At 50.0% G+C, this 15,073-nt stretch carries 8 protein-coding genes; 1 reads left to right on the top strand and 7 read right to left on the bottom strand.

The window, feature by feature from the left end:
• Nucleotides 1-48: 48 nt before the first annotated feature.
• Together A3849_RS30395 and A3849_RS30390 are read right to left on the bottom strand one after the other, a co-directional pair.
• Entirely contained in the window at nucleotides 49-1,605 is a 1,557-nt protein-coding gene (locus tag A3849_RS30395; RefSeq protein WP_074114798.1) for a response regulator transcription factor, read from the bottom strand.
• Nucleotides 1,606-1,609: 4 nt separating this feature from the next.
• Complete coding sequence (locus tag A3849_RS30390; RefSeq protein WP_074114797.1) at nucleotides 1,610-3,436, bottom strand: sensor histidine kinase; 1,827 nt, start codon at nucleotides 3,434-3,436, stop codon at nucleotides 1,610-1,612.
• Nucleotides 3,437-3,665: 229 nt separating this feature from the next.
• Between A3849_RS30390 and A3849_RS30385 the strand changes: the two genes are divergently transcribed.
• Nucleotides 3,666-6,809, top strand: a complete 3,144-nt coding sequence (locus tag A3849_RS30385) for an alpha-mannosidase (protein ID WP_074114796.1) — start codon at nucleotides 3,666-3,668, stop codon at nucleotides 6,807-6,809.
• A 108-nt stretch (nucleotides 6,810-6,917) separates the two neighbouring features.
• Here A3849_RS30385 and A3849_RS30380 read toward each other — a convergent pair whose 3' ends face one another.
• The 5 genes from A3849_RS30380 to A3849_RS30360 form a co-directional block, all read right to left on the bottom strand.
• Complete coding sequence (locus A3849_RS30380; RefSeq protein ID WP_074114795.1) at nucleotides 6,918-8,813, bottom strand: RICIN domain-containing protein; 1,896 nt, start codon at nucleotides 8,811-8,813, stop codon at nucleotides 6,918-6,920.
• A gap of 145 nt (nucleotides 8,814-8,958) precedes the next feature.
• Nucleotides 8,959-10,527, bottom strand: a complete 1,569-nt coding sequence (locus A3849_RS30375) for an extracellular solute-binding protein (protein WP_083613736.1) — start codon at nucleotides 10,525-10,527, stop codon at nucleotides 8,959-8,961.
• 98 nt (nucleotides 10,528-10,625) lie between these two features.
• Entirely contained in the window at nucleotides 10,626-11,561 is a 936-nt protein-coding gene (locus A3849_RS30370) for a carbohydrate ABC transporter permease (protein ID WP_074114794.1), read from the bottom strand.
• A 15-nt stretch (nucleotides 11,562-11,576) separates the two neighbouring features.
• Complete coding sequence (locus tag A3849_RS30365; RefSeq protein WP_074114793.1) at nucleotides 11,577-12,497, bottom strand: ABC transporter permease; 921 nt, start codon at nucleotides 12,495-12,497, stop codon at nucleotides 11,577-11,579.
• A 225-nt stretch (nucleotides 12,498-12,722) separates the two neighbouring features.
• Complete coding sequence (locus A3849_RS30360; RefSeq protein ID WP_074114792.1) at nucleotides 12,723-15,023, bottom strand: AraC family transcriptional regulator; 2,301 nt, start codon at nucleotides 15,021-15,023, stop codon at nucleotides 12,723-12,725.
• Nucleotides 15,024-15,073 lie beyond the last annotated feature (50 nt).

The raw sequence follows: 15,073 nt of genomic DNA, 5'->3' as shown, positions 1-15,073 counted from the left end.
AAAAACACACCTTTGCAAGGTGTGTTTTGGTAGAAAGCAGGCCGCAGCCTACTTTTTCATATACATTGAACGCAGCTCCGTCGGGGAAACGCCGGCATATTTCTTGAACTGTCTGTAAAAGTAGGAAGTATCCCAATAGCCAACCTCCGTTGCCACCTCCGCCGTCTTTTTGTCCGAGTACAGCAGCAGATGGGTGGCACGTTCAATCCGGTACTGATTGACATAATCGGAAAAGCTGGTGCCCGCCTCCTGTTGAAACAACTGCCCCAGATAGTTGGGATGAAGGTCCAACTTCTGGCTGAGCGTCTTCAGCGAAAGCTCCTCTTTGTAGGTGTTTTTTACAAAATCCAGTACAGCCATTACATGGGGGCTATAGTCTCTTTCTGCCGCATGGTAAGTATCGAGGGTTTGATGGACCACATTTGTCACCAGCTGCTTCAGCCCGCTGCGAGTATGAATTCTGGATAAGGGACCGAATACCTCTCCGTAATCCGGTGTCTTTTCCAGAGTCTTGGCCGCCAGCATAAGCTGAATAGCGGAGTTGAAAAACGGCATTCTTGCGGAGTGCCCGGCCTCTGCCTGAGCATCAAAGAAGTCGTCGATGAACCCGTCAACCTCAAGACGCTGCCCGTCCCGGAGCAACTTATGGAATTGATCCATAGCGGGCTCTCTTTTTTCATACGCAAGATCAGCTTCACTTCCGTTGTCCACTGTCACTAAGACAGTCTCTGAATCGCCTAACAAATGATTCTGAAACCACAGCTTCACTTGTCTGCAGCTTTGCGGAAATCCCAGATAGGATTGCTCGGACTGTCCCTTCACCCCCCATACACAGGCTCCTGTATTAGAGACGATCCACTGCTTCATCCCGCACAGCGCATGATATTCCCATTCTTCTTCTTCCCTGCCGGTTGAAGCGAACAGCACAATGATATCTCCTTCCTGATCAGGAAAACAGATGATCTCACAGCCGTCCGGTACATATTCCCCGCCTATGATTTCACATTGCTCAGCGATAATGGGTCTGTACAACTGTGGTTCCTCCATATCGTGACCGGTTACAATCCGCAGCGCAGCAGCACTGTAACGTGACTTGGTTAAAGGGATTTCCAGCAGCTGCGCACGCTCCCGGAACTCTTGGGCATCAATGGTTTCGTTCGCCCACCGCTGCAATATATTGGTTCTCAGAATCCGCCAGCTCTGATCTATATGGATTTGTCTGACTTCCTCCCGCTCCCAATCATGCTGCATATGCTTAATCGTCGCTTCTAATTCGCCGATATTGACCGGCTTGAGCAAATAGTTCTCGACACCCAGCGTGATGCCTTCCCGCACGTAATTGAATTCCTCGTAACCGCTCAGAATGATGAACTTAGTGAGGGGACTGCGTACTTTGACTTCCCGGATCAGCTCAAGTCCTGTCATCCGGGGCATCATGATGTCCGTGATAATTAAATCTACGGATAAGCCGTCCAGCGTTGCTAGCGCTTCCACGCCATTTCGTGCTGTACCTGCAATTTGCATTTGATTCGCATTCCAATCGATGATGGACTGCATCCCTTGGACAATGAGTGGCTCATCATCCACCAGCAATACGTTCCTCATTCGGTTAGTCCTCCCTTGTGAATGGAATTTCGATGATGACTTCACAACCGTTACCCTGCTCGCTGATCACACTTATTCCATACTCGCTGCCATAATTCAAACGAATACGTTCATGTACATTTTTTAGACCCAGAGAATCACTGGATAGCAAGGGTGCTCCCCCCTCATTTCGCAGCGCCTTGCGCAGCTCGATCATTTTCTCAGGCGCAATGCCCTTGCCGTTATCCTGCACACGAATAATGATATGTCTCCCCTGTTCTGCAGCCGTTATGGAAATCCGGTTATCGTCATCATCCGCCCGAAAGCCGTGAACGATGTAATTTTCGATAATCGGCTGAATCAGCAATTTCACTACGATGGTGCCGGCGACTGCCATCTCGATATTCGTTTCCACCTGCAGCTTATTCTCGTACCGGTATTGGATTAAGGCCAAATACATCCCGCACAGTTCGATTTCTTCTGCCAACGTGACATGGGTCTGTTTTTTGACCAAATGCCTGAACATTGTGGCGAGAATATATATCATTTGACCGACATCCCTGGCCCCAGAACTGATGGCCTTCATGCGTATACTCTCGAGCGTATTATACAGGAAATGCGGATTAATCTGCGCCTGCAGAGCCACGAGCTGTGCATTTTTCTGCTTGATCTCAGAGATGTAGACAGTCTGGATATAGGACTCCAGCCGGTCACACATATGGTTAAAGCTTTGCGAGATCTGCTGCAGTTCGTCCTCCCCTTCCATTTTGATCCGCTTGCTCAAATCACCCTCCTGCCAGCGCCGCATGTAGACGATAATTCTGTGGATTTTTTTGGAGTAGCGGCGGATAACGGTGAATGTCACGGAGATGCTGATCATGATGCATAAGATCACGATCCCTGTAAGACTAAACCGTAAGGTCTGAAGGCTCTGTACAATTTGAGACTCCGGAATAATAGCAGCAGCGGCCATTCCTGTATTCCCGATATTCAGCAATTGTACTTTTGAACGTTCCTCCAGATTCACCCAATCTCCAGGCTTCGTCATCTGCTTCCAGTAGGGATAGACAGTATTATCGTATCGCCCCTGCGAATCAAAAATCACTTGCCCCTGCGATGTGATCAGCATGATCCGGCTGCTCGTATTTTTCAACTTTTCCTGCAGCAGCCCTTTAATACGGTTGGTGTTGAGTTCGAACAGAATGGCACCGTATTCTTTCAGCGTCACAGGATCTTTGAGCACATTCACGTAACTGTAAGGTGTTGATTCCCCCATGGCTTTTCCCTTGAATAGCGGCTCGTTGCCCGTATACTGCCAAGGCTGATTCTGGAACCGTTCGTACCAGTACTGGTGCTCAGCGGATAACGGCGGCTGATCGTAAAAATGCTGTGTTTCCCGGTTCAGAACGTAAAAAAAGTCCTGATCCGAGCTGTACAGGACAATGTTCGAGATGGATGCCTCCTCCTTCAGCAGCTGTCGCAAATGATAATCAAAGCTGTTACGTTCTGTCCTGTAGCTGTTTGCATATTGATTCAGACGCCACTTGAGGAAGTTCTCATATTCATGAGTCAAAAAATACTTCAGATCGTCTCCAATCATCGCATCCGTATAAATCTGCTGCACCGCACCATACATCCGTTCGTTCTGCTGATTCAGACTGATGCTGATGATGTCCAGTTCCTGAAGACTCGCATCCATCTGCTCCCGTACGAGCCGCTGCTCGTAATAGCGATAAGCCAGAATAGAGACACTAATAAACAAGAGAACCATGACCATGGAGTAGAACAGGAGGATCTTGTTAAACATTTTTTTCTTCAGATGATTTTGATAAAAAATCCGTATCTTGGACATTCGCGCCTGACCGCCTCCTTCGGAGCCAATTTTCAACTCAGTGTATCACCGTTCGTTAAATTTAGGCAATAAATAGAACATGCAGTGCCTTCCCCTCAACTTTCAATTGTCAAAAGGAAAAGAACCCGCTATAATGAGCGCATTCCCCTAAGTTTTTCACTTTTACCCCATTTGGATCTTTCCCTATAAACCATTCACCCTCCGATTATATGAATTGGAGGTCCACACAATGTTCCTTACCGAAAACAAGCTACAGGCACGTATTCATGAATTATCCACACTCCGTTACCGGGACCGGAAGACGCTGAGCGTATTTCTTGCTTGTGAAGACCGCCGGGAAGATATTAATCCTACAGTACCAGGTGCCGAAGCCCATTGGCAGACCATGCATATTAACGAGACCTGGAGTGGCCGGGATCTCTATTTGTGGCTGCATACGCATGCTGAAATCCCTTTATCATGGGAAAATAAGCGCATCGTCGGGTTGTTTGATTTTGGCGATACCGGGGGTGGAAACAACTCCGGATTTGAATCCCTTTTCTATTGGGAAGGCAAACCCTTTCAAGGCGTCGATTCCAATCATAAGGAAGTGTTTCTTCCGGCTTCGGCGGCAGGCCACTCTGCTGAGCTGGTCTTCCGTTTATGGTCGGGTCTTGAAGGAGGCGGACAACCGCGCAATCAGACCCATACCCTCAAACAGGCGGAGTTATGTTGGCTGGATGAGAAAATAGACGATCTTGTGTTCACCGGGACGGCCATTCTCGAAACCGTAAAAATCCTGGACCCAAATGCGCCGGAGCGGACCAAGCTGCTGCAAGTGCTCCAGCAATCCTTCCGTATGATCGACTGGGCAGACCCCGGATCAGAGGCATTTTTCATCTCTGTCTACGAAGCCAGAGACCATCTTACCGCCTGCCTGGAAGCTATGGACAAACTTTCCGATGTGACCATCACCTGTATTGGCCATACCCATATTGACGTTGCCTGGCTGTGGCGTCTTAAGCATACACGCGAGAAATGTGCGAGGTCCTTCTCTACGGTGATGCGGCTGATGGAGATGTTCCCGGAGTATGTTTTTTTGCAGACACAGCCCCAGCTATATGAATATGTGAAAGAAGATTACCCGGAGTTATACGAATCCATCAAGGAGCGAATTGCGGAAGGACGCTGGGAAGCTGGTGGCGGCATGTGGCTTGAAGCCGACTGCAATCTTACCTCGGGCGAATCGCTAGTTCGGCAATTGCTGATCGGTACACGTTTCCTTAAGGAGGAGTTCGGTTCCGAATGCAGATACTTATGGTTGCCGGACGTGTTCGGCTACAGCTGGTCCCTGCCGCAAATTTTGAAAAAATCGGGCATTCATACCTTCATGACCACGAAAATCAGCTGGAACCAGTATAACCGGATGCCTTTCGATACGTTCCATTGGCGCGGCATTGACGGCTCGGAGGTATTGACCCATTTCATCACAACACCTGAACCGTGGTCGGAGCCAGGGTCATGGTTCTACACCTATAACGGGAAAATCATCCCCAAGACGGTCAAAGGAATATGGGATGCCTACCGCGACAAGGAGATGAATCAGGAACTGCTGCTGTCCTATGGCTATGGTGACGGCGGTGGCGGCGTGAACCGCGAAATGCTCGAGATGCGGCGGCGGCTGGATCAGTTGCCCGGGCTCCCAAAGGTAACTACCGGACGTGCGGATGCCTATTTTGACAAGCTGCAGCAGACGGTGGCGGATACCAATTCATACATTCATACCTGGGACGGCGAATTGTATCTGGAGTATCACCGCGGAACGTATACCAGCCAAGCTTATAACAAACAGATGAACCGTAAGCTCGAACTGGCCTATCGTGAAGCCGAGTGGCTGAATGCTCTGCAAAGCATTTTGCAGGAAGACTGGAATCTGTACCAAGCCAAACCGCTGGCTTCAGGCTGGAAAATCATTCTGCGCAATCAGTTCCATGACATCATTCCCGGCTCTTCCATCCAGGAGGTGTACGAAGACAGCCGAGTCGAATACGAAGAAGCGTGGCAGATCGGCAGTCAGATCGACACACAAGCCCGGGCTGCGATCGCTACAGGGATAACAGCAGGCAGCTTCTCAGTATGGAATTCCTCACCATGGTGTATTACAGAGCTTGTGACTATTCCCGCTTCTACGGGCATGGAGCAGGGCTACTGGTTAAACGATGCAGGGCTGCGCTTGAATGCACAGCTGGATACTGGCATTTGGTATATTGAGGTGAAAGATATACCTTCGCTCGGGTATACAACGATACATTTCCATGACGATGCTGAATCCGTCCATTCCGGGCTGGCACCATTCATTCATACAGAACGTGGAATCGAAACCCCTTTTTATCAATTAGCGTGGAACGAAGCCGGGCAGTTAACCCGCATTTACGATAAAGCAGCACGGCGGGAAGTACTGGCTAAAGGAGCTAACGGTAATCTGTTGCAGGTGTTTGAGGACAAGCCTCTGGCACATGAAGCTTGGGATATTGATATCTTCTATCAGGAAAAAATGACTGAGATTCGAGATTGTTCGGCAATCGAAGTAATGGAGACCGGTTCGCTTCGGGCCGTCATCCGGTTCCATTGGCAGTACCGGAATTCCACAATTACGCAGAACCTGATTGTCTATGCCGCGAACCGGCGTATTGATTATGTGACCGAAGTCGATTGGCACGAGAAGCAGCAATTGCTGAAGGCAGCTTTTCCGGTTGGCATCCGGTCTACAGAGGCAACCTATGACATTCAGTTTGGCAACGTGAAACGGCCGACTCATTGGAATACGAGCTGGGATTGGGCGCGCTTCGAATCGGTCGGGCATCAATGGGCTGATCTGTCCGACAAAGGGTACGGTGTCAGCCTGTTGAATGACTCCAAGTACGGTTATGATATTAAAAACAATGTCCTGCGGCTGTCGCTGATCAAAAGCGCTACACATCCTGATCCGCATGCGGATCAGGGGCTGCACCGCTTCACCTATGCCCTTCTACCGCATCAGGGGGATTGGCTGGCCGGACAGACCGTCAAGCAAGCCTGGTTCCTGAATGCCCCAATTCGCTATACGAAGGGGCATGCAGAACAGCCAAGCCGCTCCATGTTCGCCTTGTCGGGAGATACTGCTATGATCTCGGCAGTCAAAAAAGCAGAGGATTCAGACTGCATCATCGTGCGTATTCACGATTACTCCGGAAGCTCCAACACGCTGGAGCTGACGAGCGGTCTGCAGATTCATGGATGGAGAGAAACGAACCTGATGGAACAATCAGATGGCGAAATGCATAACGATGCTGACATCTGCTTTGTCCTTGAACCTTATGAGATTAAGACTTTTGAAATCGACTTGCGGCGCTAACTGTCAAGCCTGTAACGAACTTCCACCGCCAGGTTATCGCCCGTGCAGGGCGCACCACACGCCAAAAAGCCCGCGTTTGTGCGGGCTTTTTGGCGTACAAATCAAACCTTACGGTGCCACAAAGAAGAATAGCTGATTGTCCGCTCCGAAATAGGACCACTGCTGGATTTTGGTACCGTTCATGGTTGAAGAGCTTGGAATATCCAGCACTTTGCCGCTTTGTCTGTTCACAACCTTATAATAGCCGCCGCCAACTGCTTCAAGCTTCCACTGCTGATTATATCCACCTGTACCCGTAAGCGCCCACTGCTGAACGCCCGCACGATCCGCGGTGGAGCCATCTATCACATCCAGGCCTTTACCGCTGGCTGTGTTAACGATGTTGACATACCCGCTTCCTGCATCGCTGATCGTCCACCGCTGGTTATTTCCGCCTGCATATTCCCATTGCTGGACAAGCGCGCCATTCTCCGTAGAACCATCAGTCACATCCAGGGCCATTTCGCTTGCTTTGCTCAAAATCTTATAGGTGCCGCCGGTCACCGGGGCCGAGTTGGACCACCATTTGAATGTGATCGCACCACCGGCAGGAACCGTGTACGTGAATGACTGGGAATTCCACTGAATCTTGACGGTTTTAGTGCTGGAGAGCCGGTTGGACAACACAAGCGCAATGGAGCCGTCCGGATTTTTATAGGCTACGTCCTCCATGCTGTTCTCAAACGTATTCGAATCAATACGGGACGCATTCAGGTCGACAAATTTACTGCTGTGCCCCAGACCGTAAAATTGCGGATTGTAGGTAACTGAGTCCGTAGTGTCAGAGCGGATGGTCAGCAGGCCGCGGTTGGCCGTATCAACTCCGGCGAGCGCAGGGCCGCCATTCTGATCCAGCGCGACATTCCACATGATATAGGACTTTGCCCAGTTTCTGGGGAAGCGGATCGTATGCATCATCAGATCCTGGAACATTCCTGCGTTCGTCCCGCCGCCAATCCATGTTCCGCTGCCGCCTTCCGTGAACCAGATCCGTTTGGTTGGAAACATGTTATGCAGCGTGGTCAGGTTGGAATGGCTGAGGTCTGAATAATAATGAAAAGCACTGCCCTGCGTATAGACAGATGCGTCAGATTCCAGCACTGACTTGGCATAGCTAATATCGTCATAGTTATGGTCATAAGCCATAATTTGAGTGTTAAGTCCGTTCTGTGCCAGCTTCGGTCCCAGCACTTTGATCAGATTGCTTTGTTCACCGGCAGACATTAGAAGTCCGGGATAGTGTGGGGCATTTTTCGGTTCATTCTGCAGGGAGAGGGCATAGATAGGCGTTCCAAGTGCGGCATACTGCTGTAGATATTTCACCAGATAATTGGCATAGGCATCATAGCATTCCTTACGCAAGGTGCCGCTCGCATCACCGTAGAGGCTTTTTGATTCCTTCATCCAGGCGGGAGGACTCCATGGGGCGGCGAACAGCTTGATGCGGCCCGGATTAACGTTATAGGCCTGATTAAGCATAGGGCGGATATAGGCTTCATCCCTCCAGAGGGAGAAAGCGCTCAGGTTCATATCATCACTATTCCCGTACGTATCATCATAAGTCCACATTTCCCAGTTGAAGTCAGTAGCGCCGATCGGCTGGCGGAGGGCGCTGATGTTGATGCCGCCAGCGCTGAACAGCTGGTTCATGACCTCGGTTCTTTTGGCTGCAGACAGTTTATTTTGCAGCAGCCAGCTGGATGAATCTGTGAGTGAAGCTCCGAAACCGTCCATCGTCTGATACGTTCTTCCCTCATTGACACCAATCGTATAGTCGGCACCTGCGCTGGATGCAGAGAAGCTGACATCCGATTGTCTTGCCAACCAAGTATTTGTATTGGGATTGGACAACCATACCTGTACGTTTTCACCTGCAGCCTGCGCCTGCTGAGGTGAGGACACCGCCCCCATGGGCACGGAAATAGCCAGAACAACTGCCAGAGTCAGCATTTTTTTGATTGCCATAACAGTTCACTCTCCCTGAATAATATGAACTTCTCAAAATGCCCTTATAGTGCTAACAGTTTGGATGACTTGACCCTTTCTTCTCTGATTATGAACGGAACAGCGGCGAAATTGCCTCCGCCGCTGTTCCTCATCATTCCAAGTATTATTTAATTCCTTTTTCGTCAAAGTACTGATTCGATTGTTCCTTCACATAAGCCAGGAGTTTTTCGATTCCGGCTTTTTTCAGCTTGTCGCGGTAGGTCTTGAGTGCAGCGTCCACATCAGGTATCAGTCCGAGCATCAGCGGTTTGCCGTATTGCTCAAACACCTGGTTAACTGCTGCAAGCTCGGTTTTGACCGGATCATAATCCATATAAATAGGTCCGAAAATATCCGGCTTGCTGATTGGCTTGAATTCTTCCTTCAGCTTATCGAGACCGTCCCAGCCTCCTTCTTCTTTCAGCATGTTGGGCGCATAGCGCCAGCCCCAGCTTGCGATATCGAAACGAGGCGTCACATTAAGATCGACACCCGGTGCCGGAATGACAATCGTTTTGGGGTCTTTGCCCTTGGCCCAGTGCTTGCCTTCGATCCCGTAGGTCATCAGATCAAAGTAAACAGGGTCGTTGCGAAGCTTGTCGAGCACCATCAGCGAGCGTTCCGGATTCTCCGAGCTCTTCGGAATAGCCATCGCGTTCGAGCTTGGCAGTGTCGGCATTACATAATTGTGGAACCGAGTGAATGGGAAGTAGCCGATATCCATATTCAGTTTTTTGGCCTTCACCTCATTAATAAAGCCCCCGGCACTGGACGGGTTACGCCAGTAGATTGCTCCTTGTCCGGTCTTGATGAAATCGCCGGCTTCCTGCTTCGAGGACAGCGAGTTTTTGTTCCAGTAGCCCTTGTCTGCCCACTCCTTCATCTTCTTGACCCAAGCTTCATACTTGTCGGTAAACGGTACGATTTGAATATCACGCGGAGTATCGTAAGAAGTGGCTCCGATCAGCTCGGTTCCACCAATCATCTGGAAATCATTCCAGGATTTGAACAAGACGTTCACGTTATCATAGACCAAGCCATTGATCGGGGTAACATGCTTCTTCGTCTTCACGGCATCCATGTAAGCCTCAATCGAATTCAGGTCGGAGAACTCCGGCAGGCCCAATTCCTTGCGCCAGTCCTCCCGGTAGACGTAGCCGGATGGCGTGTATTCCGGATTCGTGTTCGGCACTGCATAGATACCGCCGCCGACCGTGACGGAGCCCCAGTCATCCTTCGGCACATTGCCCCAGGTTACCGGCGCATATTCAGGAAGCAGCTTCGTCAGATCCAGGAACGCTCCCTGCTTGGACAACTTGTAGAAATCTGCCCAGCTTGATGCGAAGATCATGTCAATCTTCTCACCGGAGGTTAGCAGCAGATTATATTTAGTCTGCCAGTCGTTCCAGGTAGTAAACTTGAGATCGACCGTAGTGTTCAGATCCTTTTCCAGCATCTTGTTCCATTTGGCCATCACCTCGTCCATATCCTTATGCGTATCGCCGACCAGATACCAGGTCAGTTTTACCTTTTTTGCTGTAGCCTCACTTGCCGACGGACTGGCATTGCTTCCAGACGGATCCGGATTGTTCTTTCCCGCCGCATTGTTATTCGATCCGCCACAGCCTGCCAGCAGTGATGCCAGCATGGAGAGCGATACGAGCAGCGTCCATCTTTTTTTGATTTTTCCCAACTTGATTCCTCCTCAATGAATGTGCTAAATGCTTCGAGCCTGTCTGACCTTGCCCTTTATTACTTACAAAAAATACTATGTTAGCCGGCAAGCCGGTTCTAACCTTTGACCGCTCCAACCGTAAGCCCTTTCACGAAGTAGCGCTGAACGAAAGGATACAGCAGGATAATTGGCCCTGTCGCCACTACAGCAACGGCCATTTTGAGTGTTTCTGTCGGCGGCACGACATTAGCGGCCAGGTAGGCCCCGTTATTCGTCTGCAGCACCGCTGCGCTGGACAGGATTTTATAGAGCAGGAATTGCAGCGGATATTTACTATCCGTTGTAATGAACATATTGGCATTGAACCAATCGTTCCAGTAGCCTAGTGCTAGAAACAGCCCGATTGTGGCGAGTCCCGGCGTCGACAGCGGCAGAATCAGCCTCTGGTAGATTTTGAAATCACCGGCGCCATCAATTTTGGCGGACTCTACTATAGATTCAGGGATCGACTTCATGAAGCTGCGCATCAGGATAATGTTCCAGGCACTCAGCAGTGGAGGCAGAATTAGCGCCCAATAGCTGTCTTTGAGCCCCAGATTTTTGGTCATGAGAATATACCAGGGAATCAGGCCGCCGCTGAACAGCGTTGTGAAGTAAATAAAGAACGAAATACTGTTGCGCATCGCGAAATCCTTGCGGGAAAGGACATACCCTGCCATCGAGGTCAGGAAAATGCCCAGCAGCGAACCGGCGACGGTCACACCGATCGTTACACCATAAGCCCGGTATATTTGCTCCGGCGTACTGAATAAGGACTTATACGCCTCGAAAGAGACCGTGTCCGGGAACAATTGAAAGCCTTTTGAGATAATCTCCATCTCATCGGTAAAAGAACCGACGACGATTAGCCAGAAGGGGATGAGACAGATCAGGGAAACGAGTGTCAACAGCGTGTAGCCGATGATATTAAAAACGATGGTTTCTTTGTCCTGCTTGATCCGGCTGCCTTTGGAGGCATCCGCTTTGGCTAGTTGTTTGACTTGGGTACTCATGCGTATACCTCCTTTCTAAAACAAAGAGTAGTCCTTGTTCGTCTTACGGATGATGTAATTGACAATCATGATTAAAGCAAAGCCGAAGAATGATTGATACAGTCCGGCTGCCGTACCCATACCGATGTCAAAATTGACTGTCAGGGAACGGAACACAAATGTGTCGATAATATCTGTGGCATCGTAGAGCATACCGTTGTTGCCGATAATCTGATAGAACAGATCGAATTGCCCCTTCATAATGCCGCCTAGACTGAACAGAATCAGCAGAATGAATGTAGGCTTCAACAACGGCAGCGTAATATTGCGGATTTGCTGAAAGATAGTCGCCCCGTCGATTTTCGCTGCTTCGTAATATTCATCGCTGATCGCCATAATGGCCGCCAAATAAATGACAGTGCCATAGCCAAGGCCTTTCCAGACACTAAAGAACACAATAATGAACTTCCACGGTGCCGTATGCAGGTAGAAATCATAAGAATGAAGTCCAATCTGCTTAAGTACGCTGTTGACTACCCCAAGATCTGAGAACAGGTTATAGACGAATGCGCCTACCAGCACCCAGGACAGAAAATAGGGAAGAAACATCAGCGACTGGGCTGTCTTCTTAAACAGCTTGCCGGACAGTTGAGCAAGGAATACGGCACAAATAATCTGCATGATATTACCCAGTAAAATGAACGCCAGATTATACAGCACGGTATTCTTGGTCAGATTCCACAGCACTCCAGTATTAAATAAGAACTTAAAATTCTCCAGCCCGACAAACTGGCTTCCAAACAGCCCTCCGTCAAAATCAAAATTCGTAAAGGCGTAATACACGCCTATCATCGGGATGTAACTAAACACAATGAAAAACACAATGGTTGGTGCAATCATTAGCAGAAGCGTCTTGCTCTGACGCAGCTCCCGGATGATCCCGCCCTTTCCGGACATCGAATCGGCCTCCTTCTCCTTCTGTTATGTATGTTCCGCCGGTACTCCCGGCTACAAACTCTATACTAGGAGAGAGACTATTTCCGGGCAACTTACCATATGCGATATGACTCACTTTCCGCTTAAAAAGCAGACTAATTTATCCCGAACTGACTGCTTAATTGCTACCTCAATCCGTAAAAAAAGGCGTTCCTATGCGATTTCCGCCAAGGAACGCCTTCCCTTCTATTCAGCTGCAATGCCTGACCCTACACCGTCCTCATCCGTTCGGTCCCGGCCCGTTCTGCGGTATTCCGCAGGCGTTACACCGTTGTACTTCTTGAACGCTTTAAAAAAATACGGGCTGTTCGAGAAACCGGCGCGTTCTGCGATTTCTCCGACAGGGGCATCCGTATGCAGGAGCAGCTCACGCACTCTGCTCATCCGCACCTCCTGGATATAACCGAGTATCGTCTGCAGCGTATGCTGTTTGAACACGCGCCCGAGATAGGTGGCGGACATGCCGAGCTCGTCTGCCAGCATGTCCAGAGACAGATTCGGATCGGCATAACGTTCATCGAGAATTTTTTTGATCCGGCACGGCAATTCATCCTGCCGGCTCTTCTTCCGTTCATTCATCTGATTCTCCAGCTGATCAAACAGGGACATACAACGGTCAATGAACTGCCCCATCGTCTCTGCCCGGGAGTGAGGCATATACAGGTGCAGGTTAATGAACTCCCAGTCCTCGTTCAATGGAGAATGCTGCCGGATAATCCGCAGTGCGTTCTGCAGCGCAAAGGTCAGGTGTGAAACAGCAAACTGGTAGGATATATAGGTATAATCAGCCGTATCTATAATGATCTCACGGAACAGCTGCCTTACATCAGCTATCCGCCCCAGCATCAGCTCATCAATCATCTGCTTCTCTTTCTGCAGCGGATATTCATAACGTTTGGTCTTGTTCTGTTCCACCTCTTCGGCTTCGATATGGCTGCCGGCTCCGCTGAATACCCAGCTGTATGAGGCTTCCACTGCTTGCTGATACAGGGCATGCACCGCTTCGATCCCCGGACCGCTCAGGCTAGAGGATACTGTAACCGACAGCTTTAAATATTCGCTGACCGCAGTTTGAATCCAAGTGGCATAATCTCTGCACCGCTCCCGGTCAACTTCGGCTTCGCCGGACATCTGAAGCAGCACCGCCGCCTGTTCATCCCCGATATCCGCCGCAGCGGCTGGAATGCCAGCGGCGGCGAAGAGCTCCTGGGCAATGTTGAGCACTCCGTAGAGCAGCAGCTTGCGGTCCTCCGCTTTGTACCGGTTCACGAACAGCAGGTGATCGTCCACCAAAATCAGCAGGACACGGACCGGCTGCGCAGGATCCAGCGGAATGCCGTACCGTTCAAACCGCGCGGCTGCATGCCCGGCGTTCATCTGTGTATACCCGTTCAACAGGCTGCGGAGATATTCCGAGCGCATCGCCTGGACGCTCTCCCGCTGTTCTGTTTCCAGCTTTCCCAGCCGGGAGAGCTTATGGTTCAGCCCGCTGAAGATCCGCCGGGACAGCAGTGAGGAGATTGCGAGTCCGGCGAACAGGATAGCCCCCGCAACGATCAGCGTTTTGATCCGCATACTATCGATATTCCGGCTGATCACTGAATAAGGCACAATGCGGATATATCTCCAGCCCAAATAGTCCGGACTGCTGTAAGTGACTAGACTTTTGACATGATCCACCTCAGCGGCAAAATACCCGGAATCGTCCGGTTCGCGCAAGATCCGGTCAATATACGGCGTCCCCTTAAGGTTGGTCAGCATCGGTGTCTTCCAGCTGTTCGTGACAAGCGTGCCGTTCTCGTCGATCAGAAAGGTATTCGTCGGATCATTCGTCAGCGAACCGTCGATATGCTTTTGCAGCTGCGTCTCCTTGATGTTGACGACAACCGCATTCTTCCGCGGCTTCTTGCTGAGCGTGTCATACAGCAAAAAAGTATACGTATCCCTTTCCCGCTCCGCGATGTTTCCAACAAGCCCGTCGATCTTCAGCTTACGGGGAATCGGCATCAGTGTTTTGTAATCATTCACATGCTGGAGCATGCTGCTCAGTTCCTGGTCGTAAAATTCCGCCTCGCTGAACACCGAGGGCACGCTCATATCCGAAGTGATATAGAAGGTGCGTGACTCGGCATTATAAACATAGATGGAATCGATAAACGGCGAGGTTTCACGGTAATTGGTTAACTGGCGGATGGAACTATCGATGTCCTGAGCGCTGAGGTCGGGAAAATTAAGCAGATTGGCGATATTCTGGTCGCTATGAATCTGCTTGGCGAACGTGGCGGCGGTCACAGCCATCACGGAGGCTTCCTGCGTCGTCTGCGCCAGATTGTCCATCGTCTGATCGTAGGACTGGCCGAGCGCGATTTTCTCAAAATTCATATACAGAATGATGGACAGTATGGAAATAGTCAGAAATATCGTAACTACCATTACTGAAAAAAACTTCCCGAAGTAGCGATCTACTTTTCTGTGCGGCATTTTCATGTATGATCCCCCCTCAAAAGATAGTTTTGTTCTTAGCCGCGTGAGTAGGC

The sequence above is a fragment of the Paenibacillus sp. P46E genome (assembly GCF_001909095.1).
Lineage (GTDB): Bacteria > Bacillota > Bacilli > Paenibacillales > Paenibacillaceae > Paenibacillus_AQ > Paenibacillus_AQ helianthi.
Note: the sequence above shows the minus strand (reverse complement) of the source record. Positions and strands in the feature narration are given on the sequence as shown.